At 70.2% G+C, this 26,937-nt stretch carries 24 protein-coding genes and 1 tRNA gene; 10 read left to right on the top strand and 15 right to left on the bottom strand.

Annotated features, from left to right (window positions below; translation table 11 throughout):
* Positions 1–58 precede the first annotated feature (58 nt).
* The 6 genes from Air01nite_RS13400 to Air01nite_RS13425 are packed head-to-tail and all read left to right on the top strand — an operon-like array spanning position 59 to position 5,471.
* Positions 59–1,057: a Gfo/Idh/MocA family protein gene (locus Air01nite_RS13400; protein ID WP_203702430.1), complete on the top strand. Its 999-nt coding sequence runs from the start codon at positions 59–61 to the stop codon at positions 1,055–1,057.
* A 55-nt stretch (positions 1,058–1,112) separates the two neighbouring features.
* Complete coding sequence (locus Air01nite_RS13405) at positions 1,113–2,099, top strand: sugar ABC transporter substrate-binding protein (protein ID WP_239090689.1); 987 nt, start codon at positions 1,113–1,115, stop codon at positions 2,097–2,099.
* Positions 2,096–3,136, top strand: a complete 1,041-nt coding sequence (locus tag Air01nite_RS13410; protein WP_239090690.1) for an ABC transporter permease — start codon at positions 2,096–2,098, stop codon at positions 3,134–3,136. Before Air01nite_RS13405 ends, Air01nite_RS13410 begins: the two co-directional genes overlap by 4 nt.
* The gene (locus tag Air01nite_RS13415) at positions 3,133–3,936 is read left to right on the top strand and encodes an ATP-binding cassette domain-containing protein (protein WP_203702432.1); all 804 of its coding nucleotides are present in this window, start codon (positions 3,133–3,135) and stop codon (positions 3,934–3,936) included. The genes Air01nite_RS13410 and Air01nite_RS13415 overlap by 4 nt, the downstream gene beginning before the upstream one ends.
* A gap of 17 nt (positions 3,937–3,953) precedes the next feature.
* Complete coding sequence (locus Air01nite_RS13420; protein ID WP_275408199.1) at positions 3,954–4,886, top strand: Gfo/Idh/MocA family protein; 933 nt, start codon at positions 3,954–3,956, stop codon at positions 4,884–4,886.
* Between the two features lie 9 nt (positions 4,887–4,895).
* The gene (locus Air01nite_RS13425; RefSeq protein ID WP_203702435.1) at positions 4,896–5,471 is read left to right on the top strand and encodes an O-methyltransferase; all 576 of its coding nucleotides are present in this window, start codon (positions 4,896–4,898) and stop codon (positions 5,469–5,471) included.
* Here the strand turns inward: Air01nite_RS13425 and Air01nite_RS13430 are convergent.
* Positions 5,452–5,865, bottom strand: coding sequence for a RidA family protein (locus tag Air01nite_RS13430; protein ID WP_239090691.1), 414 nt, complete (start codon positions 5,863–5,865; stop codon positions 5,452–5,454). The two genes, Air01nite_RS13425 and Air01nite_RS13430, sit on opposite strands and share 20 nt — an antisense overlap.
* Before the next feature lie 122 nt (positions 5,866–5,987).
* On the opposite strand from Air01nite_RS13430, the gene Air01nite_RS13435 reads away from it, so the two are divergent.
* Positions 5,988–6,071, top strand: a tRNA-Leu gene (locus tag Air01nite_RS13435).
* Complete coding sequence (locus Air01nite_RS13440; RefSeq protein ID WP_203702436.1) at positions 6,045–6,425, top strand: hypothetical protein; 381 nt, start codon at positions 6,045–6,047, stop codon at positions 6,423–6,425. Before Air01nite_RS13435 ends, Air01nite_RS13440 begins: the two co-directional genes overlap by 27 nt.
* A 310-nt stretch (positions 6,426–6,735) precedes the next feature.
* Here Air01nite_RS13440 and Air01nite_RS13445 read toward each other — a convergent pair whose 3' ends face one another.
* The 14 genes from Air01nite_RS13445 to Air01nite_RS13510 form a co-directional block, all read right to left on the bottom strand.
* Positions 6,736–7,260, bottom strand: a complete 525-nt coding sequence (locus Air01nite_RS13445) for an AAA family ATPase (RefSeq protein ID WP_203702438.1) — start codon at positions 7,258–7,260, stop codon at positions 6,736–6,738.
* An 8-nt stretch (positions 7,261–7,268) separates the two neighbouring features.
* Entirely contained in the window at positions 7,269–10,010 is a 2,742-nt protein-coding gene (locus Air01nite_RS13450; protein WP_203702440.1) for a glycoside hydrolase family 38 N-terminal domain-containing protein, read from the bottom strand.
* Positions 10,007–11,134: a Gfo/Idh/MocA family protein gene (locus Air01nite_RS13455; protein ID WP_203702442.1), complete on the bottom strand. Its 1,128-nt coding sequence runs from the start codon at positions 11,132–11,134 to the stop codon at positions 10,007–10,009. Before Air01nite_RS13455 ends, Air01nite_RS13450 begins: the two co-directional genes overlap by 4 nt.
* The gene (locus Air01nite_RS13460; protein WP_203702444.1) at positions 11,131–12,042 is read right to left on the bottom strand and encodes a sugar phosphate isomerase/epimerase family protein; all 912 of its coding nucleotides are present in this window, start codon (positions 12,040–12,042) and stop codon (positions 11,131–11,133) included. The genes Air01nite_RS13455 and Air01nite_RS13460 overlap by 4 nt, the downstream gene beginning before the upstream one ends.
* On the bottom strand, positions 12,033–13,241 hold the full coding sequence (locus tag Air01nite_RS13465; RefSeq protein WP_203702445.1) for a CehA/McbA family metallohydrolase: 1,209 nt from the start codon (positions 13,239–13,241) through the stop codon (positions 12,033–12,035). The genes Air01nite_RS13460 and Air01nite_RS13465 overlap by 10 nt, the downstream gene beginning before the upstream one ends.
* 2 nt (positions 13,242–13,243) lie before the next feature.
* Positions 13,244–14,371, bottom strand: coding sequence for an ABC transporter ATP-binding protein (locus Air01nite_RS13470; RefSeq protein WP_203702447.1), 1,128 nt, complete (start codon positions 14,369–14,371; stop codon positions 13,244–13,246).
* Positions 14,371–15,222, bottom strand: coding sequence for a carbohydrate ABC transporter permease (locus Air01nite_RS13475; protein WP_203702448.1), 852 nt, complete (start codon positions 15,220–15,222; stop codon positions 14,371–14,373). The genes Air01nite_RS13470 and Air01nite_RS13475 overlap by 1 nt, the downstream gene beginning before the upstream one ends.
* Positions 15,219–16,166: a carbohydrate ABC transporter permease gene (locus Air01nite_RS13480; RefSeq protein ID WP_203702449.1), complete on the bottom strand. Its 948-nt coding sequence runs from the start codon at positions 16,164–16,166 to the stop codon at positions 15,219–15,221. Before Air01nite_RS13480 ends, Air01nite_RS13475 begins: the two co-directional genes overlap by 4 nt.
* Positions 16,141–17,544 carry an extracellular solute-binding protein gene (locus Air01nite_RS13485; RefSeq protein ID WP_203702450.1) on the bottom strand — a complete coding sequence of 468 codons (1,404 nt, stop codon included), beginning with the start codon at positions 17,542–17,544 and terminating at the stop codon, positions 16,141–16,143. Before Air01nite_RS13485 ends, Air01nite_RS13480 begins: the two co-directional genes overlap by 26 nt.
* A gap of 151 nt (positions 17,545–17,695) precedes the next feature.
* Positions 17,696–18,433 carry a GntR family transcriptional regulator gene (locus tag Air01nite_RS13490; RefSeq protein ID WP_239090692.1) on the bottom strand — a complete coding sequence of 246 codons (738 nt, stop codon included), beginning with the start codon at positions 18,431–18,433 and terminating at the stop codon, positions 17,696–17,698.
* A gap of 168 nt (positions 18,434–18,601) precedes the next feature.
* On the bottom strand, positions 18,602–19,249 hold the full coding sequence (locus Air01nite_RS41900; protein ID WP_239090693.1) for a DoxX family protein: 648 nt from the start codon (positions 19,247–19,249) through the stop codon (positions 18,602–18,604).
* A gap of 771 nt (positions 19,250–20,020) precedes the next feature.
* A complete protein-coding gene (locus Air01nite_RS13500) occupies positions 20,021–21,814 on the bottom strand; it encodes an MFS transporter (RefSeq protein ID WP_203702451.1) in 1,794 nt (597 codons plus the stop codon).
* A gap of 306 nt (positions 21,815–22,120) precedes the next feature.
* Positions 22,121–23,062 (bottom strand): MaoC/PaaZ C-terminal domain-containing protein, encoded by a 942-nt coding sequence (locus tag Air01nite_RS13505; protein WP_203702452.1) that lies wholly within the window; start codon positions 23,060–23,062, stop codon positions 22,121–22,123.
* Positions 23,052–24,731: an acyl-CoA mutase large subunit family protein gene (locus Air01nite_RS13510; protein WP_239090694.1), complete on the bottom strand. Its 1,680-nt coding sequence runs from the start codon at positions 24,729–24,731 to the stop codon at positions 23,052–23,054. Before Air01nite_RS13510 ends, Air01nite_RS13505 begins: the two co-directional genes overlap by 11 nt.
* A gap of 56 nt (positions 24,732–24,787) precedes the next feature.
* On the opposite strand from Air01nite_RS13510, the gene Air01nite_RS13515 reads away from it, so the two are divergent.
* Positions 24,788–26,314 (top strand): class I adenylate-forming enzyme family protein, encoded by a 1,527-nt coding sequence (locus tag Air01nite_RS13515; RefSeq protein WP_203702454.1) that lies wholly within the window; start codon positions 24,788–24,790, stop codon positions 26,312–26,314.
* Positions 26,307–26,937: thiolase family protein (locus tag Air01nite_RS13520; protein ID WP_275408197.1), on the top strand; the 631-nt coding region annotated here is incomplete at its 3' end. The genes Air01nite_RS13515 and Air01nite_RS13520, both read left to right, overlap by 8 nt.

Raw genomic sequence — 26,937 nt, forward strand, 5'->3', positions numbered from 1 at the left:
GTAAAAATGTTGGAACAAATACTTGACGTAATATTGACGTGCGTGCACGCTACGCTGCATGCGGATCGGCCTGGTCGGGGTGGGAAGGATCGGCTCCTTCCACGCCCGCACGCTGTCCTCGCTGGACGCCGTCGACCTCGTGATCACCGATGCCGACCAGGCCGCCGCCCGCGCACTCGGCGCCGAGCTGAGCGTCCCGGTCGCGGAGGACACCGCGACACTGATCGGCCGCGTCGACGCTCTCGTCATCGCGGCCGCCACGCCCGCGCACGCCACTCTGCTCGCGGCCGGCGTCGCCGCGGGTCTGCCCACCTTCTGCGAGAAGCCCGTCGCCGCCACCCTGCACGAGACGCTCGAGCTGATGGCGCTGGTGGAGCGCAGCGGCGTACCCGTGCAGATCGGTTTCCAACGCCGTTTCGACGCAGGCTACCGCCGGGTCCGGGCCGCGATCGAATGCGGCGAGCTCGGCTTCGTGCACACCATCCGCGCCAACACCCACGACCAGACCCCGCCGCCGGCGGCCTACATCGCCACCTCCGGCGGCATCTTCCGCGACTGCTCGGTGCACGACTTCGACATCGTGCGGTTCGTAACCGGCTGCGAGGTGTCCACGGTGTACGCGACGGGAGCCAACAAGGGCGCGCCGTTCTTCACCGCGGCCGGCGACGTGGACACCGGCGGCGCCCTGCTAACCCTTGACGACGGCACGATCGTGCTCGTCTCCGCGACCCGCTACAACGGCGCGGGCCACGACGTGCGGCTGGAGGTGCTCGGCGAGAAGGGCGCGCTGGGCGTCGGCCTCGACCACTCACTCGCGCTCGACTCCGCCGAGCCCGTCGACGCGTGGCCCGCGGGTCCGCGCCACCAGTCGTTCATGGACCGCTTCCGGCCGGCTTACGAGGCCGAACTGGCCGCGTTCGTCGACGTCGCCCGTGGCGCCCGCCCGTCGCCGTGCACCGTGCGGGACGCCCTGGCGGCGTTCCGGGTCGCCGAGGCTTGTGAGCTGTCCCGGGCGGCACACCAGCCCATCGCCCTGGTGGAGATCAAGGGCGCGTGAACCCGACCGAGATCGCCGCTTTGACGAGCCGGCGGTTAGAGAAAGGCAGAACGAGATGACGCACCGATTTCGGATGTCCCTGCTGGCGACGGGAGCCGCGGCCGTGCTCGCGCTGGCGGCGTGCAGCTCCAGCGGCGGCAAGCAGTCCGAAGAGGAGTCCACCAACGCCGGCACCGCCGACACGCCGCGGATGACGATCGCGTTCATCACCCACTCGGCGCCCGGCGACACGTTCTGGGACCTGGTCCGCAAGGGTGCCGAGGACGCGGCCAAGAAGGACAACGTGGACCTCCAGTACCAGGCCGACCCCGACGGTCCCGGGCAGGCCAACCTGGTGCAGTCCGCGGTGGACAAGAAAGTCGACGGCATCGCCGTGACGCTGGCCAAGCCGGACGCGATGAAGGCCAACGTGACCAAGGCGGCGCAGGCCGGCGTGCCGGTCGTCGCGCTCAACGGCGGCATCGACGCCTGGCAGGGGATGGGCGTGCTCGGCTACTTCGGCCAGGACGAGCGGATCGCCGGTCGGGCGGCCGGGCAGAAACTCGCCTCCGACGGGGCGCAGAAGGCCCTCTGTGTCATCCACGAGCAGGGCAACGTCGGTCTCGAGGCGCGCTGCGACGGCGCCAAGGAGAGCTTCCCGAACATCGAGAAGATCTACGTCACTGGTACGGACATGCCCGGCGTGCAGGCCGCGGTCACCTCGAAGCTGCAGCAGGACAAGGCGATCGACCGGGTGCTCACCCTCGGCGCGCCGTTCGCGATGGCGTCCGTGCAGTCCATCAAGGACGCCAGCAGCCAGGCAAAGGTCGCCACTTTCGACACCAACAAGGAGCTGGTCGGCGCCATCAAGAGCGGCCAGGTGATGTGGGCGGTCGACCAGCAGCCGTACCTGCAGGGGTATCTCGCCGTCGACAGCCTCTGGCTCTACAAGACCAACGGCAACACGATCGGTGGCGGGCAGGCGACGCTGACCGGCCCGGCCTTCATCGACAGCGGCAACGTGGCGTCGGTCGAGCAGTACGCCAACAACGGCAAGCGGTGAGCACCGTCGAGGAGCTGGCGGCCCGGGACGACCGGGTCGCCGGCCGGCCGCTCGCGGCCCGGGTGCTCAGCCGCCCGGAGGTCGGCTCGCTGGTGGCGGCGGTCGTCATCTTCCTGCTCTTCATGGCGGTCGCCGAGCCGTTCCGCAACGTCGCCAACGTGGGCACGATCCTCTATGGAGCGTCGACGATCGGGATGATGGCCGTACCCGTGGCGCTGTTGATGATCGGTGGCGAGTTCGACCTGTCGGCGGGCGTGGCGGTGACCACGGCGGGCCTGTCCGGGTCGTTGCTGGCGTGGAACTTCGGCCTCAACGTGTGGGTCGGGGTGCTGTTCTCGCTGGTGCTCGCGGTCGCGATCGGCGCGTTCAACGGTTGGCTGCTGCTGCGCACCGGGTTGCCGAGCTTCCTGGTCACGTTGGGCACGTTCTTCGTCCTGCAGGGCGTCAACCTGGGCGTGACCCGGATCGCGACCGGCAACGTCGCCAGCGCCGGCATCAACGACATGGACGGGTTCGCCAGTGCGCACGCGGTGTTCGGTTCTGAAGTGACTATTGGTCCGATCAATTTAAAGATTACGGTGTTGTACTGGGTGCTTCTTACGCTCATCGCCGCGTACGTGCTGCTGCGTACCCGCATCGGCAACTGGATCTTCGCCGTCGGCGGCGACGCCGGCGCGGCCCGGGCGGTCGGCGTGCCGGTCCGCGCGACGAAGGTCGGGCTGTTCATGGCCGTCGGGTTCTGCGCGTGGCTCTCCGGCATGCACCTGCTGTTCCAGTTCAACACCGTGCAGTCGGGCGAGGGCGTCGGCAAGGAGTTCATCTTCATCATCGCCGCGGTGATCGGCGGGTGCCTGCTGACCGGTGGGTACGGGTCGGTGGTCGGCGCGTCGATCGGTGCATTGATTTTCGGTATGACCCAACTGGGCATCAACTACGCGGGCTGGAACCCGGACTGGTTCCGCACGTTCCTGGGCGTGATGCTGCTGCTGGCGACGATCGTCAACCTGTACGTGAAGAGGCGGGCCGATCTGCGATGACTGCGATCCTCTCGTTGTCGAACGTGGGAAAGAGCTACGGGAATGTGCACGCGCTGCGGGATGTGTCGTTGTCGGTGCGGCAGGGCGAGGTGACCTGCGTGCTGGGCGACAACGGCGCGGGCAAGTCCACATTGATCAAGATCGTGTCGGGGTTGCATCCGCATTCCGCCGGCGAGGTGTCGCTTGACGGTTCGCCGGTGTCGTTCGGGTCGCCGCGGGACGCGCAGGCGGCCGGGATCGCGACGGTGTACCAGGATCTGGCGCTGGCGCCGCTGATGTCGGTGTGGCGGAACTTCTTCCTCGGCAACGAGCTGCGTTCGGGCCTTCTTCGTATGCTCGACATCGCGTCGATGAAGCGGATCTGTGCCGCTGAGCTGTCCAAGATGGGCATTGTGATCCCGGATCTCGAGCGGCCGGTGGCGAGCTTGTCGGGTGGGCAGCGGCAGTGTGTGGCGATTGCGCGAGCCATCTACTTCGGGGCGCGGGTCATCATCCTTGACGAGCCGACGGCCGCGTTGGGGGTCAAGCAGTCCGGGTTGGTGCTTCGTTATGTGGTCAAGGCTCGGGATGCCGGCTTGGGGGTCATCTTCATCACCCACAATCCGCACCACGCGTATCTGGTGGGGAACCATTTCGTGATTTTGAAGTTGGGTCGGGTGGTGCTGGACGCGCACCGCGACTCGTTGACGCTGGACCGGTTGGCGGCGGAGATGGCTGGTGGTGAGGAGTTGGCGGAGCTCAGCCACGAGCTGCGTGGAGTGGATGCCGGGAAGGTGGTGCCGCCGGCGTCGCCGTCGTGAGTGTGTTGAGGGTCGGTGTGGTCGGTGTCGGGGTCATGGGTGCCGACCACGCTGCGCGGCTGGCGCATCGGGTGGCCGGGGCTGCGCTGGTAGCGGTGTCTGATCCAGACATGGGGAGGGCTGCTGCTGTCGCGTCCGCGTTTGCTGGCGTGCGGGTCGTTGCGTCGCCGTTGGCGTTGATCGCGGACTCCGGGGTGGACGCGGTGCTTCTCGCGTCGCCCGGGTCGGCCCACGAAGAGCAGGTGCTGGCGTGCCTGTCATTCGGGAAGCCGGTGTTGTGTGAGAAGCCGCTGACGTTGTCGGCTGCGTCGTCGTTGCGGCTTGTGGCGGCCGAGCGGGCTTTGGGGCGGCGGTTGGTGCAGGTGGGTTTCATGCGGCGCTTCGACCCGTCGTACACCCGTCTGCAGTCGTCTCTGTCTTCTATCGGGCGGCTGTTGGTACTCCACAATGTCCATCGGAACGTGTCGGCGCCGGCGTCGTTCCGCTCGGAGATGATCGTGCGGGACTCGCTGGTGCACGAGGTCGACGTGGCGCGGTGGCTGTTCGCCGACGAGATCGCCTCTGTGAGTGTGCTGGCGGGCTTGTCGTCGCGGTCGGCGCCTTCGGGGGTGCGGGATCCGCTGGTGGCGGTGTTCCGGATGGCCGGCGGCGGGATCGTGACGACGGAGGTGTTCATCAACAGCCAGACGGGTTACGAGGTCCGCTGCGAGGCGGTGGGGGAGCGGGGCAGCCTGTTCGTCGACGCGCCGCGCCCGCTGCCGGCCGATTTCCTTTCACGTTTCGCGTCGGCGTACGACCTGGAGGTCCAGGCGTGGGTTTCCTCGTGTGTGGAGGGTCGCGCGGCCGGTCCGGGAGTGTGGGACGGTTACGCGGCCACCACGGCGAGTGAAGCAGGGGTACGGTCGTTGCAGAACGGCGGCGAGCCGGTCGCCGTGGAGACCCCTTCGTGAGGTGAGGCGGTGGACGAGCCGACGCGCGCGTTGCTCGCTGACCTGTACGCGGACGGCGTACACCATGATGCGGCGCAGCCGGACCGCCTGCTACGCCGGCGCAACCTGGAGCCGGACACGGCGGGTTTGCTCGCCCAACTGGTCCGAGTCGTGGGTGGGCGCCGCGTGGTCGAGGTGGGCACATCCAACGGGTACTCGACGATCTGGCTGGCCACCGCGGCGCGGGATGTCGGCGGCCGGGTGGTGTCGGTGGACACGCAGGAGTGGCCTGGGCTGCGGACGAACCTGCGCCGGGCCGGGGTGTCGGTCGACCTGCGCCTCCTGGAGGGAGGGGCTTACCTGGCGTCGCTGCCGTCGGGTTCGGTCGACCTGCTGTTCCTCGACGCGGAACGCACGGAGTATGCGGAGTGGTGGCCGCACCCGGTGCGGGTGCTGCGACCCGGCGGCGTCCTGGCGGTAGACAACGTGCTCTCGCACCCGGGCGAGGTCGCGTCCTTCCTCTCTTTGGTTTCGTCGGACCCGCGGTGCCGCTCAGTGACGGTCCCGGTCGGCAAGGGCTTGTCGGTTACGTGGCGGGGTCACTGAGTGCGGCGGTGACGTCGAGTTCGATCAGCTGGCCGGGGAAGCCCAGCCGCGAGACACCGACGAGGGTGCTGGCGGTGGTGAAGGCCGGGGCGAGGGGTGACTCGAGCAGGCGCCGCCAGACGTCACCGAGCGTCCGGTCCGCGTCGTCGGTCACGTATATGACGGTTCGTACCACGCCCTCAGGGGTGGCACCGACGCTCGCGAGGGCTCTTCTTGTGTTCTCGACGACCTGGTCGACCTGGGCGAGGACGTCCCCGCTGCCGACGACCTCGCCAGCTTGGTCGAGCGGGCATTGGCCCGCGAGGTAGGCGGTCTTTCCGCTGCTCACGAGGGTCACATGGTGATAGCCGGGCGTGTGATGCAGCCCGTCGGGGTTGATCCTGGAGATCGTCACAGGCGTAGTGTCAGCCGTGGCAGCAGTGACACGCGACCGGTTTTGCCCCCCGAGCCGCACCCCCCAACCTGTCGTGTACAGTTAGCGCCCGTGCGTCCCGGTAAACTGGGCACGCAACGCAAGTCCGGGTGGCGGAATGGCAGACGCGCTAGCTTGAGGTGCTAGTGCCCGTATAGGGCGTGGGGGTTCAAGTCCCCCCTCGGACACATATCAAAGACACCATCGATCGCCGGGGATATCACCTCGGCGATCATCGTTTCTGGGCCTGGTTGGTAGGTCATCCGCAGGCCGATCCGGGAGTACAGCTCGGCCTTGTCGCGTGGGTCTGCGCCGCGGAGCAGGCCGAGCAGGTTCCGGAAGGCGTCGGCGATGGCGTCGAGCTGATCTTCGTTCATTCGCTGCGGCGGCGCGTAGGTGGCTGCGAGCCGTGCTTGTGCGCTGGTCTTGATCGCGCTGGTTTCTTTGATCCAGCCGACGATGAGGACGGGGTCGCCGCCCGCGTCGAGTGCCTCGCGGTAGCGTCCGATCTTGGTGTCGCATTCCTCGAGGGCCTGCCGTAGGCGGACGGTTTCGCTGCTCGGGTCGTAGGCGGCGAGTGCTGCTCGGTATTGGGCGTCGGCGACTCGGCGGAGGTTGGTCGTCAGCGGACGTCCGCAGACCTGCCACGTCATCAAAGCCATGCTGACGCTCATCCCTCGATACACATGAGACGCGACCGGCTCGACATCGTCCCGCGAATCGGCAGTATCCCGGCGCTGATAAAGCACATTCCGTACCGAGGACGTCCGACATCTTCGCGAGCGGTCGACCTCGCTCGTGGCGTCGCGGGAAATAACTCCGTACTCATCCGGCCGATACCTCGGGGAGGCGTCACTGAGCGAGCATGGCCTCGATCGCAGTGGCGATCTGTTCGGCGTCCATCACTTCCGAGTCGAACACTCGATCGGCGGGGATCTGGGGTAACACCGCACGAAAACGTCGATGCGCGGACCTGTGAAAGTCCGCGTCACGCGACAGGCCGCGCCGTGGATCAGCCTGTGCGCGCTTCAGCGTCACGGATACGCGCGCGTCGATGACAACCCATAGCACTGCAGCGGCATCTGGCAGCGCACGGGTGAGCATTGCCTGTTCCTCCGCGGTGTAGATCGGTCCGACGACCACGACGTAGTCGACACTCGAGTGCATCCACTGGCCGACGAGGGCGCCATGAGCCTCGTGCGCCGCGAACCACAGTCCGGCCCTGGCGGCGCCGGGCATCGCCACCATGGCCGCGATGTCGTCGACATCCGCGACAACGACGGTTCGACCGCGTCTGGTCAGGCGCGCGGCGAGCTGGTCAGCGACGGTGTTCTTGCCGGCCGCGATCGGGCCGGTGAGGATCACCAGTTGAGGCATCCAGACGCTCAGCAGGAAACGTCGAGCTGCACCGTGGCGATCTCCCAGGCCCGCAACCGCAGCCGGACCTGTCCGTCCGGGTCGACGGCCAGCGCTTCGCCGGGCCGGCCGAGCAGGTCGGCCCGCCGTGCCGTGCGGATGGTCGCGCCGCCGAGCACCGCGGTGGTGTCAACCGGCGTCTGTGCCACCAGCCGCACCTCGATGTGGCCGGGCCGGTCCCGGACGCTGGTGAGCGCGACGCCCTCGCCGTCGACGGAAAGCCCGCTGGTCGGCGCCGGCAGCGCGGCGGCCGTCTCGGCCGTGCCCGGAAAGGCCAGCAGATCATGCCGGTACGCCTCGGCCTGCGCCACCAGCCCGGCTTCGTGCCAGGCCCCCTGGTGCGGCAGTACCGCGAGCTCGACCGTGCGGAATCCGCGGCACTGCGCGCCCGGGGTCGGCAGTTGCGGGCCGGCGGGCTCGTCGCGCAGGGCGTGCCGGTTGCGGGACAGCATCCCGATCGCGCGCAGCATCGTGACCGCCAGTTCGCTCCCGGAGTCGGTCAGCTCGTACTCGGTGGGCTGGGTCAGGAGCACCGCCAGTCCACCAGCGGCGACGAATCCGTTGGCAGGGAAGGTCGGCAGGGGGACCTCGCCGCCGCCGCCCTCCGCCGTCAACCCCCGCTCGACCACGGCGAACTGGCCCTCGGCGTACGAGCTACGAGCCGGCGACGGCAGCGGCAGGTGGAGGCGGACCCGGTGGTCGTCGCAGCGGTTGTCGAAGTCGACGCGCAGGCGGGCGAAGCGTTCGCTGCCGCGCAGTTCCACGCGGGTGGTGACGGTGATCGGCTCGCGGTCCACGGCGCGGGAGCCGGCGTCGACGTCGGAGTGGACAGGCCAGCGGTACTCACGCACGACGTCCACGACGCCGACCAGCGGGCCGTCGTGGCGCACGACGGTGCGGACGGCCACCGGCTTGTCGACGACCTCGTCGGCGGCCGGCGGCGCGTAGTTGTAGCTGTCGCCCACGTCGCCGCCGTCGACGACCCGGCCGATCCCGCCGACGGTCACGCCGTCCGGGGTGGTAAGCGTCAGGGTGCCGTCTTCGGCCACCTCGACCCGCAGCAGGCCGTTGTCGAGGCACGCGCCGGCGACCGTGACCGGGGTGGGTTCCGGGCGCGCCGTCGCTGTCCTGGACCCCGCCGGCCGGACCGCGGTGCGACCGAGCGGCGGCACCTCGACCAGGGCCGCCACGGTGGCCCGCGGCGCCGCAAGAATGCGTACGCGCCACATGCCGGTCGCCCCGGCGTCGGCGAGCGCTAGGCGGACGTCCGCGACGTCGAAGGCGGCGTCGCCGTGCCGGGCCACGTGGAAGGTGAGGGTCGCGTCGCCGGGCGACACGGACCAGGCGGTGATCTCCTGGCCGTAGAGTTCCCGCCCGTGCACCCGGGCCAGCACCAGTGGCAGATCGGCCGCCGGCACCATGTCGTCGGCGAGCAGCGTAGCGGCACGGTCCAGGATCTGGGCGGTCACCACGCGGCCGGCCCCGTCCGTCAGGGCCGCCGCGCCGTCGGCCGGTGTCTCCACGTCCAGCCGGGCCAGCGCGGTGCGGGGAGCCGGGGTCGGGTTGAAGAGCAGATAACCATCCCGGGGTACGGCCGTGGCCAGTCGCGCGCCGACGAGGTCGCACACCGCCCGGCCGAGCTGGTCGGCCTCGGCGATTCGCACCGCGACCTGCTCGGCGGTCTCGTCGCAGCCGCAGCCGGTCACCGAGTCGTGGCAGCTCGCGTCGATCAGCCGGGTCCACGCCATATCGAGGAAGCGTTGCAATGACCGGTCGTGGGTCAGGGCTGCGAGCGGTTCAGCGTAGCGTTCGACGCGTCGCTCGGCGCGGTTCATGGCCTGCTTCAGATGGCCGCGCACGGAGATCACGCCGGGCAGGATGTTGGCTCGGGCGTGCGAGCGCAGTTCGCCGTGGACGACCGGCAGTCCGTCGACAGTGGACGGTTGTGTGGCGAAGTATTCGGTGAGTGTGCCGAGCCGCAGCTTCGCGTCGGCGAGGTCGGCGCCGGCGAGCAGGTCGGGAGCGTCGGGCGCCGGTGCCGCGTGGTCGGTTCCGTACATCGCGAGCGCGGGGGTCGTCTCGCCGTCGAACCGCCACCCGGCCAGCATGCCGGCGAGGTCGCCGGCCCGGCGGGTGACCTGCGCCGGCTCGTCCATCAGACCAGCGGCGTTGCCGTAGCCGCCGGGCAGGTACTCGGTGCGGACCGTGGTGCCGTCCGGTGCCCGCCAGGCGAAGGCATGGCGGGCCACGGCCTGCGGGACGCCGCGGAACACGCAGGCGTGGGCCAGGCCGGCACCGGCCAGGATCTGCGGCATCTGGGCGACGTGGCCGAACATGTCGGGCAGGTAGCCGACCGGCATCGCGCCGCCCAGCTCCGCGCTGCGGAGCAACCCGCGTTCCAGGTTGCGCACGATGTTCTCGCCGGAGCACAGGAACTCGTCGAGCAGGATCTGCCACGGCCCCACCGCCAGGCGGCCGGCCCGGACCAGGGCTGTCACCTGCTCCCGCCGTTCCGGGCGAACCTCCAGGTAATCGTCGACCGCGGCGAGCTGCCCGTCGAGGGTGAACCGCTGCCGCGGGTCGCGCTCCATCCGGTCGAACACGTCGTCGAGCAGCGCCACCAACCGCAGCCGGAACCGCTGGAACGGCTCGTACCACTCCCGGTCCCAGTGGGTGTGCGGCACCACGATGATCTCGGCCGGTCTCGTCATCGGCTCTCCGCCTCTCCGCCGATCGCCGCCCCGGTCAGCTCACCGTAGCGGCGTATCACCTGCTGGCTGGTCCTGATGTCGGCCGCACCCTCGGCGATGCCGGTCAGCGGCACGACGCCTGCGGTGACCATCGCGTGGAACGCGACCAGTTCCTCCTCGAACGCCTCGCTCACCGAGCGGAACGCGGCCCGTCGTTCGCCGCCGCCGTGCTCGTCGACGACGGTCAGCGTGGTGGGCGCGTTGAGCAGGTAGGGCGACGGGAACACCAGCTCCAGCGAGCCGCGCGCGTGGTGCACGGTGACCGTTTCCCGGTAGGCGGGGTAGTCCGGTAGATGGAGCCAGCGGATCCCGTAGCGGGCGCCGCCGGGCAACCGCCCGCTGATCTCGACCGACGGTTCGGCCGGACCGTCGGGCAGGGGCCAGGTGGCCACGTGGTCGACGGTCGCCGGCGGGCCGGTGAACAGCCGCAGCAGCGACAGGTCGTGCGAGATGCTGTTGATCAGGATCTGGTAGAGGGTGCGGGCGCCCGGGTCGGTGCCCACGGCGGTGTCGAGCAAAGCCCGGTCGGCGGCGGCGAGCCGCGCCGCGGTCGTGGCCGGCACGTCGCCCGGCGCCGCGGGCAGGTTGGCGAAGCGCAGCTGCCGGTCTCCGCTGGGGTGCAGCACGGTCACCTCGACCGCGTGCACCGCCTGCGCGCCGCCGAGATCGGCCAGCAGCCGCGCGGCCTCGACCACCGCGGGGTCGTACTGCTTCATGTAACCGACCATCAGCGCACCGGTGCTGGACGCGGCCAGTCGGCCGGCCTCGGCGAGCGTGTAGGCCAGGGGCTTCTCACAGAGCACCGGAAGGCCGGCGTGCAACGCCGCCGCGGCCAGCTCGCCGTGCGAGCCGGAGGTGGCCAGCAGCAGCCCGTCGCAGCCGCCGTCGGTCACCATCCGGGCCGCGTCGGTGTAGCGGCGGGACGGCTCGACGCCGTACCGCTCGCCCACCTGCGCGACCCGGGACGGGGACATGTCGGCCAGCGCCACGATCTCGAACAGGTCGTCGCGGCGGCGCAGCAGCGGCAGGTGCACCGTGCGCGCGATGATGCCCAGCCCGGCCACCGCGACCCGGATTCGCTTCATCGCAGTGCCTTCTCGAGCCACCGCAGGTTGGCGTGCTGGTCGGCGCGGATCCGATCTAGGTCGTGGCCGTTCGCGGGGCTGTCCTGCTCGATCACCAACCAGCCGGTGTAGCCGGTGTCGTCCAGGCCGGCGAGCACGCCGGAGAGGTCGACGTCGCCGCGGCCCAGGGCGCAGAACCCGCCCGCCGCGACCACGTCCGTCAGGCCGCCGCCGGCCGCTCGGACCCGGGCGTGGGCGGCCAGGTCCGCGTCCTTCAGATGCACTTGGCCGATCCGTCCGGCCCACCGGCGCACGGCGGCCACCGGGTCACCGCCGGCCAGCGCGAGGTGCCCGGTGTCCAAGCAGATGGACAGGTCGGTGAGAGCGAGCAGCCGGTCGGCCTCCGCCGCGGACTCCACGTCGGTGCCGAGGTGGTAGTGGAAGACCGGCTCCAGGCCGCGGTCGCGGCATCGGTCGGCGGCCTGCTGGACCCGGGCGGCGAAGTCCGGCCAGGCCGCGTCGGGCAGCGCTGTCGCCGGGTCGGTCGGGAGGCCCGGCCGGGCCATCCGAGCGGGGTTGGCGGGACACGCCAGCGTCGGTCGCGGTGTGAACCGCGGGTCGTCGCCGCGCGCTGCCGTGAACACGTCGAGTGCGGCGTCGAGCGAGCCGAGGTCCTCGGCGAAGCCCGCCGGATCGGCGTAGCGCAGGTCGACCCAGCCACCGGCGAGCGCGATGCCGGCCCGTTCCAGGCGGTGCGGGAGGGTCGCGTCCGTGCCGAGGTAGCCGATCGGGCCCGAGTCCACGCCGGTGTAGCCGTCGTCGGCGAGCGCGGCCAGCAGGTCGTCAGGACCGACGGGGGCGGTCGCGGTCTGGTAGATGCCGTAGTTGACAGGGGCGCCGGCCACCCGGGTGCGTGCGCTCAGCCGCACAGCGCGATCACCTCCATGCGGTGGGACTCCAGGACGTGCAGCCCGTCGGCGGCCGGCAACAGGCAGCGGTCGCCCCGGACCAGCCGGTGCCGCCCGTCCGGGTAGGCCAGCAGGGCGCCGTCGGCGTCGAGCGCCAGCAGCTCCTCGCCCAACCGCAGCAACAGCGGTCCGTCGGGGTCGGCGGAGACCGCGGTGCGGCCCGCCCGCAGCGCGTCGAGCACGGCGCTCCCGGGCGCGGCGTCGCGGTCGGCGAGCAGCCAGGTGGTGGGGGAGCCGGGCAGCGCGTCGGCGCCGGGACGGTGGAAGTCGCTGCCGCCGATCGGGATGACGTCGGGCCGCCAGGCGCGCGCGAACGCCAGCGGTGCGCCCCAGGTCCGGTCCCACCAGCCGGAGTGCCACACCTCGACCAGGCGGGCGCGGTCGGCGAGCGGCTGGCGCCAGGCGCAGTCTCCGCCGAGCGGGTGGTTGATCGACATCAGTCCGCCGTCCCGGTGCGCGGCCGCGAGCCAGTCGTCGGGCGGCCGCCGGAAGTCGACCCAGTTCACGGGGCCGAAGACGTTGGCGTGCCCGCGGTCGGTGGTCACCTCCTGGCCGGGCAGCAAGGTGATGCCGTACCGGTCGGAGGCCGCCGGCAGCCACGGGTGGTGGCTGACGGTGTTGTGGTCGGTGACGGCGAGGAAGTCGAGTCCGCGAGCGGCAGCGAGGGCGGCGAGCTCGTCGATGGTGTGCGCCCCGTCGCTGTGCACCGTGTGCGCGTGGAGGTCGCCCGCGATCCAGCGCCGGCCGTCGACCTCGGGCAGGTCGCGGCGGAGCGGCCGGTGCGGGCGCGGCGGCGCGGCCGGCGGCTCGGGCTCCGCGGGCGCCGTGCCGCTGGTGGTGGCGGTCACCTCGAACTCGAGCCCGTCGGGCGGGATGCGATGCAGCCGCAGCAGCACGTGCCACTCGCCGGGTCGCAGCTCGCCGGGCAGGTAGCCGGGTGTGGCCCAGCCGGCGGTGATGGTGAAGCTGTCGCGGGCGCCGCCCGACCAGCCGCGGAAGCCGGCCGCATCGAGGCAGCCGAGGTCGAGGACCCCGGCCCCGCGCGGGTAGTCCAGCCGCACCGTGAGCGCCGCGGTGCCGGGCGGGACGGCGACCGGCAGCGTCCGCAGCACGTCGTCGGCCCGATCGCCCAGCGTCCACCTGCCCCGGTGTGCGACCATGGTCAGCCCTGCGCCGCGGCGGGCACGCCGGCTTCGGCGCCGGCGGTGACCAGGTCGCCGTCGCGGTAGAGCAGCGACCGACCGGGGCGGGGCACCACCCAGCCGGTGTCGCCCGGGTCCGGTTCGCGGCCCTCCGCGACGACGACCTGGACGCTCGAGGCGCCCCCGTCGGTGTCGTCGGTGGGGACGTCGAGCGAGACCAGCGAGACGCTGCCCAGGTTCTCCACGACCACCACCTGTCCGGACAGCGCGCCGGCGACCTGCGTCGGCGAGTAGTCGAGGTACTCCGGGCGGACCGCGTAGACCAGCCGTTCCCCGTCGGTGACCTGGCCGCGCGCGTCGTCGGGCAACGGCAGCCGGGCGGCGCCGACGGCCAGTTCGTCGCCGCGCACCCGCGTGCCGACGAGGTTCATCGGAGTGGACCCGATGAACCCGGCCACGAAGGTGTTGGCCGGTCGGCGGAACACCTCGGTCGGGGTGCCCACCTGCCGGATCCGGCCGCCTTCCATGACCGCGATCCGGTCCGCCAGCGCGAGCGCCTCGGCCTGGTCGTGGGTGACGAAGACGGTGGTGACGCCGAGCTCGCGTTGCAGCCGCTTGAGAAACGTGCGTGCCTCCAGCCGGAGGCGCGCGTCCAGGTTGGACAGCGGCTCGTCGAGCAGGAACACCTGCGGGTGGCAGGCCATCGCGCGGGCGAGCGCGACGCGCTGCTGCTGGCCGCCGGAAAGCTGCCCCGGTCGACGCTGCAGGAGCGCGGACAGGCCGAGCTCGTCGGCGGTCTCCGCGGCCTTGCCGGTGCGCTCGCGGCGGTCGACCTTCTTGATGCGCAGCGGGTAGGCGATGTTGTCCTGCACGGTCATGTGCGGGAAGAGCGCGTAGTCCTGGAAGACCATGGCCACGTCCCGCTTGCCCGGCGGCAGGTTGGTGACGTTGCGCTCGCCGATGTGCACGCTGCCACCGGAGGCGACCTCCAACCCCGCGATGGTGCGCAACAGCGTGGTCTTGCCGCAGCCGGAGGGGCCGAGCAGGGCGAAGAACTCCCCGTCGACGATGTCGAGGTCGAGGGCGTCGAGGGCGCGTACTCCGCCGGGGTAGACCTTGGTCAGTTCGCGCATGGTGATGGCGGACATCAGCGCTTGATCCCTCCGTGGAAGCGGAATCCGTACCGGCTGCTGACGAACACGAACATCAGCGCCACCGGCAGCGAGTAGAGCAACGAGAACGTGGAGAGCAGCCGAAGGTCGGCCTGGCCACCCTCGGTGTAGAGGGTGTACATGATCACCGCCGCCGGCGCCTTGTCAGGGCCGCGCAGCAGCAGGAACGGCACCAGGAAGTTGCCCCAGACGTTGGCGACGGCCCACACCCCGACGGTCGCCAGGCCCGGGCGGACCAGCGGCACCACGATGTGCCGCATGATCTGCAACGGGCTGGCGCCGAAGACCCGGGCCGACTCCTCGTAGGACGCCGGAGTGGAGTCCATGAAGTCCTTGAGGATGAAGATGGCGGCCGGCAGCAGGCCGCCGCTGAGGATCAGGATCACGCCGAGCCGGGAGTCGATCAGGTTGAGCCGGAAAGCCAGCTCGAACAGCGGCACCATCGTCGCGGTGCCCGTGACGATCGACGAGAGCAGCAGCAGGCCGTAGAGCAGCGCGTCACGGCCCGGGACCCGGACCCGGCTCAGCGCGTACGCGGCGAGCGCGGCGAACGTCACCACCAGCGCGGCGGTGCCAGCGGCCAGGTAGACGGAGTTGAGCAGCGAGCGCAGTGCGTATGGGTTGTCCAGCAGCGCACGGAAGTTGTCCAGAGTGAACCGGGGCAGCGAAGCCGTGACCGTCGGCGTGTCGTCGAACGGGGCGGTGGCCAGCCAGAGCAGCGGCAGCGCGAAGAAGGCGAGGACGAGGCAGAGGAACGTGTAGCGGCCGATCCGGGCGAGCAGATGGCGCACCGCGATGGTCGGCCGCTCGGCGGTGGTGACGGTCACGCGGACTCCTTCCGCCGGCCCAGCAGGCGCAGGTAGACCAACGCGATGACCAGGTTGATCAGCAGCATGACGAACGAGATCGCGGCGCCGAAACCGAGCTCGCCGCCGGAGAGGGCGACCTTGTAGACGTACACGGGCAGGATCTCCGAGCGCTGCTCGGGACCGCCCGCGGTGATCAGGAACGGCGCGAAGTCGTTGAACGTCCAGAGGCTGATCAGCAGCAGGTTGGTCAACACGTGCCCGCGGATGCGGGGGAACACCACGTCGCGCAGCTGTTGCCAGGTCGACGCGCCGGCCAGCCGGGCGGTCTCCAGGTGCGAGCGGGGTACGTTCTCAAGCGCCGCGGCGTAGAGCATCATCGAGAACGCCGTGCCGCGCCAGGTGTTGAAGATGATGATCGACAGCATCGGGTAGTCGAGCAACCAGGCCATCCCGGGGATGCCCAGCAGCGCGTTGAGCGTGCCCGCGTCCCGGTCGAGCAGCGCGATCCACAGGAAGGCGACCACCGAGCTGGGCAGGATCCACGAGAGCAGGACCAGCCCTTCGACCACCCGCCGCAGCGGGCCGCGCCGGTCGCGCAGCGCGAACGCGATGGCGAAACCGAGCCCGGCCTGGCCGATGACCGCCGAGCCGAGGACGAACTCGAGGGTCAGTAGCAGCGAGGTGCGGAACCGCTCGTCGCCCAGCGCGTCGGTGAAGTTGTCCAACCCGACGATCTCCGGGCTGGCCGCGGCCAGCCCGGTCAGCCGGTAGTTGGTGAGGCCGAGCCAGATCGTCCAGACCGCCGGCACCACCAGGAAGACCAGGATCAGCACCATGGCGGGCACGAGGAACCCGGTGGCCCGGGCCCGGCCCAGGCCGGCGGCGTCGGGGGCGGGGGAGGCGCCCGTGACCGGGCGCGCTCCCTCGACCAGTTCGTCAGGAGGTGACGTTGCCTGCGCCACCGACGATCCCTTCGAGCTTCTTCTGGTACGCGGTAGCGACCTCGTCGACGCTCTTGCCTCCGGTCACCTCGGCGGTCGCCTCCTGCAGCGCGACCGACACCTGCGGGTAGACCGCCAGCGGCGGCCGGTACGCGGTGACCGGGAGCACCTTCTCGGCGACGAAGTTGAGCATCGGGTCGGCCGCGAGCACCTCCTTGTTGACGTCGGTGCGGGCCGTGATCCGGGTGGCGCCGGCCAGTTCCGCCTTGACGGCCTCCGCCGAGTGCATGAAGGACAACAGCTCCCATGCCTGCGACGGGTACTTGGAGTTGGGGTTGAGCGTCCGCACGCCGCCGCCCGACATGCTGACGAAGTCCTGGCCGCGGATGCCGGCGCCGGGCTGCTTGGCGGGGATCATCGCGTAGCCGACGGTGGCGTCGCGGTCGGCCATCTTGGCGATGCCGTCCGTGGGGTGCACCACGCTGCGCCAGAAGTAGTCGCCCTCGGCCAGGATGCCGATCTTGCCGGCGGCGAACTCGGTGAACGACTTGTCGCGACCCTTCGCCTCCTGCTGGAGCTTCGGGTCGCCCAGGCCACCGGCGTAGATCTTGCTGTAGAGGTCGAGCATGTCCTTGACCGGCTGACCGGCACCGGCCCACTTGCCGTCGTGGTAGATCTCGCCACCTGCGCCGACCAGCAGCGGCAGCGCACCCTGCATCGTGGTCGCCTCGCCCATGGCGGTGCCGGCGTTGAGCTGGATCGGGGTCACGCCGGGTAGGGCCTTGAGCTTGGCGCCGGCGTCGAGGATCTCCTGCCAGCTCGTTGGCTGCCATTCGGCCGGCAGGCCGGCCTGGGCGAACAGCTTCTTGTTGTAGTAGAGGACCCGGCCGTCGGTGCCCAGCGGGATGCCGTAGCGCTTGTCCTCGAAGGTGCCCAGGCCCTGCACCGTCTCCGGGATCTGTGACCAGCCCTCCCAGGATTCGACCTGGTCGCCGGCCACCTCGTCGAGGGGCTTGAGGTATCCGGCCTGCACGAACTCGCCGACCCAGATGCCGTCGACGGCGATCACGTCGGCGCCGCCCTTGGAGCGCAGGTCGAGGGCCAGCTTGGTCTTGAACTGCTCGTCGTCGACGCCGCTCGGCACGAAGGTGACCTTGGCGGTGACACCCTTGGCCTTCTGCGCCTCGACGAACCGTGGGATGACCCACTTCTCGATCCACTCCGCACCGGCGGCATTCTTGCCTCCGGCGATCGCGTTGGCGGAGATCGTGAGGGTGATGTTCTTGGCGTCCTTGCCCGCGGGCTCGGACGAGTCGCCGCAGGCCGCTGTGGTGAGGGCGAGGGCGGTGGCGATGCACGCGGCGAGCACGCGCGTCGCGTGTCTCGGCTTGGCTGACATGGGCTGCTTCCCTTCGCAAGGAGAGGCTTCGAAGAGACTCGCGGGTCGCCCGCCGGCCGCGGGATCTGCCACCAGCGGTGCTCCGGCCACAATGTCATGACAGCCTGACGACGTAAATACCTGTCATCGATATGTTCTGGAAACATTCGCTTCACCGCTCGGCGACGGACACCTCGAGCGAGTAGCGGGTGGCACGGTAGATGTGCGCGCCGTGCTCGACGTGCAACCCCTGGTCGTCGTACCCGGTGCGGGTCATGGTCAGCACCGGTGCGCCGCGCCGCTCGCCGAGCATGTGCGCCTCCGCCCCGGTCGCCGCCCGGGCGCCGATGAGCTGGTGGGCGCTGCGGATCCGGATGCCACCCGCGCGCAGGATCCCGTAGAGGCCGTCGCGCTGCAGCGCGTCGATGGTGAGCCGGACCCGGTCGACCGGAAGCCAGTTCTCCATCACGGCGAGCGGTTCGCCGTCGGCGAACCGCAGCCGCCGCAGGTGCTGCACCTCGGTGCCGGGTGCCACGCCGAGCGCGGCGGCGACCTCCGGCGGGCAGCGCACGACGGCCAGCTCCAGCACCGATGTGGACGGCCGCTGGCCGCTGCGCAGCAGGTCGTCGTGCAGGCTGGTCAGCTCGACCGACCGCCGCACCTCGACCCGCACGACCTGGGTGCCGACCCCGCGGCGGCGCACGATCAGTCCCTTGTCGACGAGATGCTGGATCGCCTGGCGGACGGTGGGGCGGGACAGCCCGAGCCGGTCGGCCAGCCGCAGCTCGCTGTCCAGGCGGTCACCGGGCGCGAGCTCGCCACGGTGGATCGCTGCGGCGAACTGCTCTGCGACCTGGAAGTAGAGCGGGACAGGGCTGTTCCGGTCGACCGCGATCTGGGGGCGGCTCACGGTACCTCCTCGCTGTGCGGGGATCTCGCGGTCGTCACTGTACCGAAACGGTCACCAGACGTTAAGAGCCGATGTCATGACAACACAACCCCGACCGCTTCGCCGGCCACGTCCGCCACCAAACCTTCGGGTCCGATCCCCAACGGTGGCGACGGGTCCGATGGTCGCCTAGCGGGCGGCGACCGCTAGGGCGGCGGACGCGATGGCCAACCCGAGGAACGCCCCTGGGAACGCGATGTTGTGGAACACGCGAGCACGAACGTGCGTGCCGAGTGCTCCGGCGAAGAACAGGACGAGTCCGCACGCGGCTACGACACCGAGGGACCGCAGGCCCAGCAGGCCGAGCAGGAGCCCGACGACTCCGGCGCCCTTGAGGATCCCGAGCGGCGCCAGCCAGGACCTGGGCACCCCCACCTCGTCCAATGTTGGCGACGACGAACTTGGCCCGGACAAGGTTCGCGAGGGCGACCGACCGATGCGGCCATAGATCTCCGCCTTGTCGCGTGGGTCGGCCCGATTGAGGACCGCGAGCAGACCGCCGAGCCCTTCCACGATTGCGGCGATTCGATCTTCGTTGGGTCGCTGCGGTGGTCCGTCGGCGACACCGATTCTGGCCAGGGTGGCGGTCCGGATCGTTGCGGTTTCGCGGATCCAGCCGGCGATGAGGCCCGGGTCGCATCCGGCGTCGAGCGCCGCTCGGTATCGGGCGGTCTTCGTGTCGCAGTCGTCCACGATCTTCTGGAGGCGCGCGGTTTCGTCGTTGGCGCGGTACTCGACGAGTTGTGCGCGGTGGTGGGCGTCGGCGATCTGGCGCAAGGTTGGGGTCAGCTTTCGGATCCCAACTCTTCGAACAGGACCGGTCGATCTGGTCGGCGATGGCGTCCTCGCGGAGGTAGAGGACTGGCGGGTGCGCGATGCCGTGCTGACGGACGAAGTCACGCGTTGCCTTGCACCGGTAGTAGAGGCGTCCGTGGTTGGGGTTGTCGACCATTCGCGTTTCGCAGAGGCCGCATGTGATCAGACTGCGGTAGAGGTAGGGGCGCTCGGTTCGGCGCGGCGCCTTGCCGCTCTCGCCCGATGCGCCGCGGTGTTTGATGTTGTCCTGGGCGCGCTCGTACAGATCGACCCTGACGAGCGGTGTGCTTCCGCACACCGCAGAGGCAATAATTGACGGCGTTACCAGGTGGACCCGCGCGCCGCAGACGGTGCTCGTCGGTCGCTTCGACGTGCGTGGTCAAATGCGGTTTATCGGGCGGTCGACGCCGCTGACCGAGGAACAGCGCACCGAGCTCGCTCCGCTTCTTTCCCGCCCCGTCGCGCAGCGGCTGGGGAGACCGGTGCAACATCCGTGGCCGCAACCCCTGCCCGCTTCCTGATCCGGTTCATGGCAACGGCCGGAACCGGTTCGCTATGTCCAGGTCGAGCGGCGTTGGATACAAATGAAGGGTTCAGGAGGAAACTGACGACGGGCGCCGGTTATGTGACCCGGGTGGCCAAGTAGCCGGCTGTGCGAACGTGCTGATCCCGTCCGGGACTTTGGACCTGCCGACCCCCGCGGATCCGCAGTCGGCTGTCTGCTGGTCAGCTTTAGCTGGTTTCGGGTAGTGCTCGGGTGACTGACGTTGCCGCGACGGTCGTCGGGCGTTGGGCATCGCTGACCTGGCCTTCGACCGTGAGCCGGCCGGTCAGCACGGCGGGCGCCAGGTCCTGACCCGCACGCAAGTTCGCGAGCCGCGTGTGCGGTGCCCAGCCTTCGGCGACTGTGACGAGGAGGTAGCGGCCAGCGCCAGGCATCGTGAGCGAGAAGAAACCCGCCGCGTCTGTGGGGCTCCAGTCGACCAACTGGCCTGACCGCGTGACCAAGGTGACCACCGCGTCGCGCGTCGGGTTGCCGTCGCCGCTGACAACCTGACCGCGCACGGCGGCTTCCTGAGGACGATCAATGTCGTCCACCCGCGCAGGTGCCCGCTCACTGATGCGCAAGAGGGGCAGCGTTATCAGCCCTGCCACGAGCGATGTCGCCCCGGCGACCCAGAACATGGTGGTGAAAGCCCCGAAGCTCGGAAACACCATGCCGTCGACCCGGATGACCGCAGTAGTCGTCACGGCGGCCAAGGCGGCGCTCGAGGTGGATGTGCCGACGGAACGAAGCACGGTGTTGAGCCCGTTCGCGGCCGCGGTCTGTGTCGCCGGGACAGCTCGAATGATCAGGCTTGGCATCGCGGCGAACGTCATCGACGTGCCGACAGCGACCAACATGGAGCCAGCCACGATCTGCCAGAGCTCATGACTGAGGAACGGCCGGACGGCGTACGCCACGGCCATGGTCGAGGCCCCTGACAGGAGAGTCGTCGCCGGGCCGAAGCGTCTTGTGATCCACGCCGACGCGGGCGCCATGGCGCCGAACACGAGGGCGCCCGGTGCCAGCCACAGCCCGGTGTGGAGGATGTCGAATCCCAGGCCGTAGCCGGTGATCGCAGGCTGTTGCAGCAACTGGGTCGTCACCAGCATGTTGGCGAACATCGCGAAGCCCGTCAGCACGGAGGCGATGTTGACCAGGAGCACAGCTGGGCGGGCGGCGACCCGCACGTCGACCAAGGGACTACGCACCCGCAACTCGAGCGGTAGCCATGCGATGACCAGGAGGATGCCGAGTGCGGCCAGGCCGATGGTCTGATAGGACAGCCAGCCCCAGTGTGAGCCCTTCGAGAGCGCGAGCAGTAGCGCGGTGACAGAGGCCGAAAGCAGTACGGCGCCTGGATAGTCGAATGATCCGCTGGTGCGTACCGGGGACTCGTCGACGGCCAGTGCGACTGCCGCGAACATCACGATGCCCGCGGCGGCGCTGACCCAGAAGAGGGACTGCCAGTCGACGTGCTCGATGATCAGACCCGCCAGCGGCAGACCTGCCCCGGCGCCGACGGCGAGCGTGCCGCTCATGAGCGACACGCCGAGCGCGAGCCGCTCCCGCGGGAGCTCGTCTCGCATGATGGCGATCCCGATCGGGATGAGTGCGACACCAACGCCCTGTAGCGCCCGGGCGGCGATGAGGAGAGGCAAAGACTGGCCTAACGCGCCGACCACAGAACCGGCAACCATGACTGCGAGCGCCACCAGCATCATGCGCTTCTTGCCGAACATGTCGGCGAGCCGTGACAGCGTCGGTGTGGCGACGGCTCCGGACAGCAGCGTTGCTGTCACGAGCCAGGATGCGTTGTCGATGGAGGTGTGCAACAGGCGGGGAAAATCCGGCAGCACCGGGAGTACGAGGGTCTGTTGGAGCGAGACGACGGTGCCGCACATCGCCAAGGTCACGACCACGAGCGCACTCGAGGACTTTCGGGTCTCGTCGTGTTCAGGGGTGGGAATGGGCTGATCCACAACCGCTCCTCACACCTGTGACCGCGGTGAGCAACCATCTACCTGTAGAATACAGTTAACCACTTCCGTCGTCTGCGGGCCATCCTGCCGGCCGGTGACCCGCACAACGCCGCGGTGACAGTCAGGTGCGCTGGAGCACTCGCCGGATCGTGGTTGTGTGCCGACACCACCCGCCGCGGCCATCAGCTCAGCGCGTAACGCGGCGCCGGGTGTGGTTCCGTCCAGGTCGGATGAAATCTCGGAAGAGACGTTGGTAGCGCGCCACACGCCTCGGTTTCGAGCCAGTTCCGAAACTTGGACGTCCGCTCAGGGACCCAGCCGGCAATCACACATGCCGGCGACGACACAGCACTTCCGCCGAACTACATCGCCGACGGGCCGATGGTGATCATTCCTCGATTCCCGCAGCTTTGAAACTGTCGCCTGACCGCGGTCGATAACGACGGTCCCGTCGTCTGCGCGGGTACGGAACAGCACGGTGTCGTCCTGCGCCCACATCTCCACCGTCAGGCTCTGTCCCGGAGTCACGGTCGCGCTGAAGCGGCCGGACATCGTGCGCAGGCGGGCCGGATCCGAGCCGGCCATCTCGTGCAGCAGCGCGCGGCCGGTCACACCGTACGTGCACAGCCCGTGCAGGATCGGACGGTCGAACCCGGCCCGGGCGGCGAACGCCGGGTCCGCGTGCAGGGGGTTGCGGTCGCCGCTGAGCCGGTACAACAGCGCCTGCTCGGGACGGGTCGGGTAGGTGACGACGCGGTCCGGTTCGCGCTCCGGCACCGCCCACGTGTCCCGCGGGCCACGCTCGCCGCCGAACCCGCCTTCGCCGCGGAGGAAGACCGCGCTGCGGGTAGCCACGAGTACCTGCCCATCGGGGAGGGTGGCGGTGGACTCGACGACGACGAGCGCGCCGGAGCCCTTGTCGTACACATCGGTTACGCGCGTCCTGGCCCGCACCGTGCCCTCGGTCGGGATTGGGCCGCTCAGTGTCAGGGACTGTTCGGCGTGCACGAGCCGGGCCGGGTCGTAGTGGCCCAACGGGGGCAGGGGTGCGTGGGCCAGCAGCACGCCGAACGTGGGCAGCACTCGCTGCTCGACGCCGGTGGAGTTCTCGGTGGTGAACGCGAGCTCGTTGGTCGGGTCGTCCATGCCCGCGCCCACTCCGACGGCGTAGAGCAGCGCGTCAGCGGAGGACCAGTGGCGGGTGCGCTCCGGTCCCTCGCGGCCGACTACCGTCGGGTCAACGGGCATCGCGGCTCCTTGACTCAGCGGCCGAGGCGCGTCCCCATACCGATGCGAGTGCCTGGCAGATCTCGCCGACCGTGGCGTAGCTACGGATCGCGGTGACGATCGCCGGAACGGTGTTGCCGCCCTGGCGCGCCGCCGCGGCAACCTCGGTGAGGCTGTCGGCCACGGCGCTGGGGGAACGGTCGCGTTTGACTTTGGCCAGCCGTTCGCGCTGTGCGGCCTCGACATCGCCGTCCGGACCGCCGCCGAAGTCACCCAGCTCGGGCACCTGGTCGGTGGCGAAGCGGTTCACGCCCACGACCGTGCGGTGTCCCTGCTCGATCAGCATCTGCTGGCGGTACGCCTCGTCGTCGAGCGTCCCGCGCAGCCAGCCCGACTCCAGCGCGGCCAGTGCCCCACCATTGTCCCGGATGCGTTCGAGCTCCTCTGCCACCGTCTGTTCGAGCTGGTCGGTCATCGCTTCCACCACGTACGAGCCGCCGAGCGGGTCGGCCGTGCGTGTCACCCCCGTCTCGTGGGCGAGTATCTGCTGGGTCCGCAGCGCGACGCGGACGGCCTGTTCCCCGGGCAGCTGAAGCGCCTCGTCGTACGAGGACGTCGCGAGCGTCTGCACGCCGCCGAGAATCGCAGCGAGGGCCTGGTAGGCGATGCGCACGACATTGTTCAACGGCTCCTGGGCAGTCTGCAGGCTGCCGAGGGTATAGACGAAGATGTTCGCCGCGCATGCCCGCGGGTCGGTGACGTGGTAGCGGTCGCGCATGAGCCGGGCCCACATCCGCCGGGCGGTCCGGAACTTCGCCACCTCTTCGAGCAGGTCGATGTGGGCGGCGAGGAACAGGTAGACGTTGTGGGCGAAGTCCTCCACCCGGAGGCCACGGAGCAGCGCCGCGTCGATGTACTCGATCCCGTTGGCGAACGCGATGGCCAACTCGTGAACGGCCGAGCCGCCCGCGTCGCGGATGTGGTACCCGCAGAACTCGATGGGTTCCCAGTGCGGCAGCTCCCGGGCGCAGTACTCGATGACGTCGACGGTGAACTCCAGCGCCCGGCGCGGCGGGAAGATGTAGGTGCCGCGGGCGAGGTATTCCTTGAGCACGTCGTTCTGCAGCATCACCTTGAAGTCGGCCGGCCGGTACCCGTTGGCCTCGGCGCCCGCCACGAAGAGAGCCACGGCGATCGGGCCGATGGCATTGGCGGTAGTCCGGATCTGGGACACCTGGTCGAGGGCGATGCCGTCGAGCAGATCTTCCATGTCGGCGAGCGTGTCGATCGGCACCCCAACCTTGCCGACCTCGCCGGCGGCGAGCGGGTGGTCGGAGTCCAGCCCGTTCTGGGTCGGCAGGTCGAGGGCAACCGAGAATCCTCGCTGCCCGCTGGCGAGGAGGCTGCGGATGCGGCGGTTCGTCTCGGCGGGTGAGGCGCGACCGGAGTACTGCCCCATGACCCACAGGCCCTCGCGGTACATGCCGGGGCGGATGCCGCGGGTGAACGGGAACTCGCCAGGGAGCCCGCGTTCGGTCAGGTGGTCCTCGGGCCCGTCGGCGATGTCGAGCGGGGTGTAGAGGGGCGCGACGGGCATCCCGGAGACAGTGCGGTCGTCGGATCCGGAGAGGCGGTCGCCATAGTCCTCGCCCCACCGGCCGACCTCCGCGGCCAATCGGTCATCAGGCACTTCCTGATGTTGTCATATTGTGGAAGTCTGGTCCACACCTCTAGCAGGGAGCCGAGATGGTAACGATCGACGTCCTGGTCGCCCGCGCCTCAACCTGGTTCGGCGGCCAGCCCGCCGTGGTCGACGGTGAGCGTACGGCCAGTTTCGCCGATGTCGAGCGGCGCTCGAACCGGCTGGCCAACGCACTCGTCGGCCTGGGCGGGGCGATCGGTGGACGGGTCGCGATGCTGCTGCCGAACCGGCTCGAGTCGGTTGAGGTCGACTTCGGCATCGCGAAGTCCGGCCGCGTGCGGGTGCCGGTCAACACCCGGCTGACGCTGGACGAGCGGGCCTTCGTGCTCACCGATTCGGGCGCCGACGTTCTGATCTTCGACGCCGACGAGGAGGAGTCGGCGGCGGAACTGCGGGCGCGCTGCCCGGACCTGCGCCATCTGATCCGACTCGGGGCCGGTCGCCTCGGGCTCGACTACGAGGATCTGCTCGCCGGCGCCAGCGACAGGCCGGCCGGCGTGGTGCTGGATCCCGACGCACCGAGCTTCCTGCTCTACACCTCCGGCACTACCGGACGACCCAAGGGGGCCACCGCGACGAACCGCAGCCGGCTTGCCGCGACGATGAACATGCTCGCCGACGAGATCGATCCGCGCCCCGGTGACGGGATGGTGCACGTGGGATCGATGGCGCACGGCAGTGGGTCGAAGGTGCTCGCGCACTTCCTGCGCGGCAGTCGCAACCTGCCGGTGCGCTCCTGGGATCCGGAGGGTTTCCTGGCGCTGGCGGCGCGGGAGCGCGCGACGCACAGCTTCCTGGTTCCCACCATGATCGTCGCGCTGACCGAGGCGGCCCGGGGGCGCGCGGCGCGTCTGGAGTCCGTGCGCGCGATCACGTACGGCGGCTCGCCGATCGCTCCGGCCCGGCAGGAAGAGGCGATCGAGGTGTTCGGGCCCCGGTTCGTGCAGGTCTACGGCTCGTGCGAGGCGCCGCATCCGGTGCTCGTGCTGCGGGCGCACGAGCAGGCCCGGCTGGGCTCGGCCGGTCGCGAGGTAACCACCGTCCGGACCCGGCTCGTCGGTGGGGACGGGAACGACGTGCCGGACGGGCAGCCCGGAGAGCTGTGGGTTCGCGGTCCGAACGTGATGCGGGGCTATTGGGGGCGGCCGGACGCGGACCGGGAGGTCTTCCAGGATGGCTGGTACCGCACGGGGGACGTGGCCCGCCGCGACGACGACGGCACCCTGTCCATCGTGGACAGAATCCGTGAGATGATCATCAGCGGTGGCTACAACGTGTACCCGGCCGAGGTGGAGGCGGCACTCGCGCAACACCCCGCTGTCGCCGAGGTGGCGGTGATCGGGGTGCCCGACGACCGGTGGGGCGAGGCGGTGAAGGCGGTCGTCGTACCGCGCCCGGGGACCGCGCCCTCGGAGCGGGCGCTGGTCGAGCATTGCGCCGCGACGCTGGCCGGCTACAAGAAGCCCCGCTCGGTCGAGTTCGTCGCCTCGCTGCCGCGGGGATCGACCGGGAAGATCGCCAAGCGGGTGCTGCGGGAGTCGTACTGGGCGGGTAAGGAGCGTCATGTCTGACGGTGACGTGGTGCTCGTGGCGGCGGCACGCACCCCATTCGGCTCCTTCGGCGGCGCGCTGCGGGAGGCGTCCGTCGCGGCGCTGGCCGCGGTCGCCATCCGTTCCACGATGGAGCGGAGCGGACTGAAAGAGTCCGATGTGGACGAGTTAGTCCTCGGTGTCAACTTCCCGGGCTCGGACCGGTCGATCGCGCGGCAAGCCGCGCTGCGCGCGGGGCTGCCGCCGGAGGGAGTGTCGTACACGGTTGACCGTGCCTGTTGCTCGTCGCTGGCCGCCCTCGCACTGGCGAGCCGCGGCGTGCGCAGCGGGGACACCGACGTCGTGTTGGCCGGCGGGGCGGAGAACCTCAGCGCGGTGCCGTTCTTCCTGGACGGTCTGCGCTGGGGCCATCGCTTGGGCGACGTGCGGATGGCCGACCAACTCGTGATCGCGTGCCCGCATACCGGCGTGCCGCGCGCCATTCAGGCGTCCGACGAGGCCGCGCTGCACGGAGTGGGCCGCTCCGAGCAGGACGGCTGGGCGCTGCGCAGCCAGCAGCGGTGTTCCGAGGCAGTCGCGCGCGGCCTGTTCGACGAGGAGATCACGCCAGTCCGGTCGCCCGAGGGCACGCCGCGGCCCTACC

This window comes from Asanoa iriomotensis (assembly GCF_016862515.1).
Taxonomy (GTDB): domain Bacteria; phylum Actinomycetota; class Actinomycetes; order Mycobacteriales; family Micromonosporaceae; genus Asanoa; species Asanoa iriomotensis.

Bases quoted from the DNA above. Each gene is read 5' to 3' on its own strand.
- Air01nite_RS13400 (WP_203702430.1), top strand. From the start codon at position 59: ATGCGGATCGGCCTGGTCGGGGTGGGAAGGATCGGCTCCTTCCACGCC.
- Air01nite_RS13405 (WP_239090689.1), top strand. From the start codon at position 1,113: ATGACGCACCGATTTCGGATGTCCCTGCTGGCGACGGGAGCCGCGGCC.
- Air01nite_RS13415 (WP_203702432.1), top strand. From the start codon at position 3,133: ATGACTGCGATCCTCTCGTTGTCGAACGTGGGAAAGAGCTACGGGAAT.
- Air01nite_RS13445 (WP_203702438.1), bottom strand. From the start codon at position 7,260: ATGCCTCAACTGGTGATCCTCACCGGCCCGATCGCGGCCGGCAAGAAC.
- Air01nite_RS13450 (WP_203702440.1), bottom strand. From the start codon at position 10,010: ATGACGAGACCGGCCGAGATCATCGTGGTGCCGCACACCCACTGGGAC.
- Air01nite_RS13455 (WP_203702442.1), bottom strand. From the start codon at position 11,134: ATGAAGCGAATCCGGGTCGCGGTGGCCGGGCTGGGCATCATCGCGCGC.
- Air01nite_RS13465 (WP_203702445.1), bottom strand. From the start codon at position 13,241: ATGGTCGCACACCGGGGCAGGTGGACGCTGGGCGATCGGGCCGACGAC.
- Air01nite_RS13470 (WP_203702447.1), bottom strand. From the start codon at position 14,371: ATGTCCGCCATCACCATGCGCGAACTGACCAAGGTCTACCCCGGCGGA.
- Air01nite_RS13485 (WP_203702450.1), bottom strand. From the start codon at position 17,544: ATGTCAGCCAAGCCGAGACACGCGACGCGCGTGCTCGCCGCGTGCATC.
- Air01nite_RS13505 (WP_203702452.1), bottom strand. From the start codon at position 23,062: ATGCCCGTTGACCCGACGGTAGTCGGCCGCGAGGGACCGGAGCGCACC.
- Air01nite_RS13515 (WP_203702454.1), top strand. From the start codon at position 24,788: ATGGTAACGATCGACGTCCTGGTCGCCCGCGCCTCAACCTGGTTCGGC.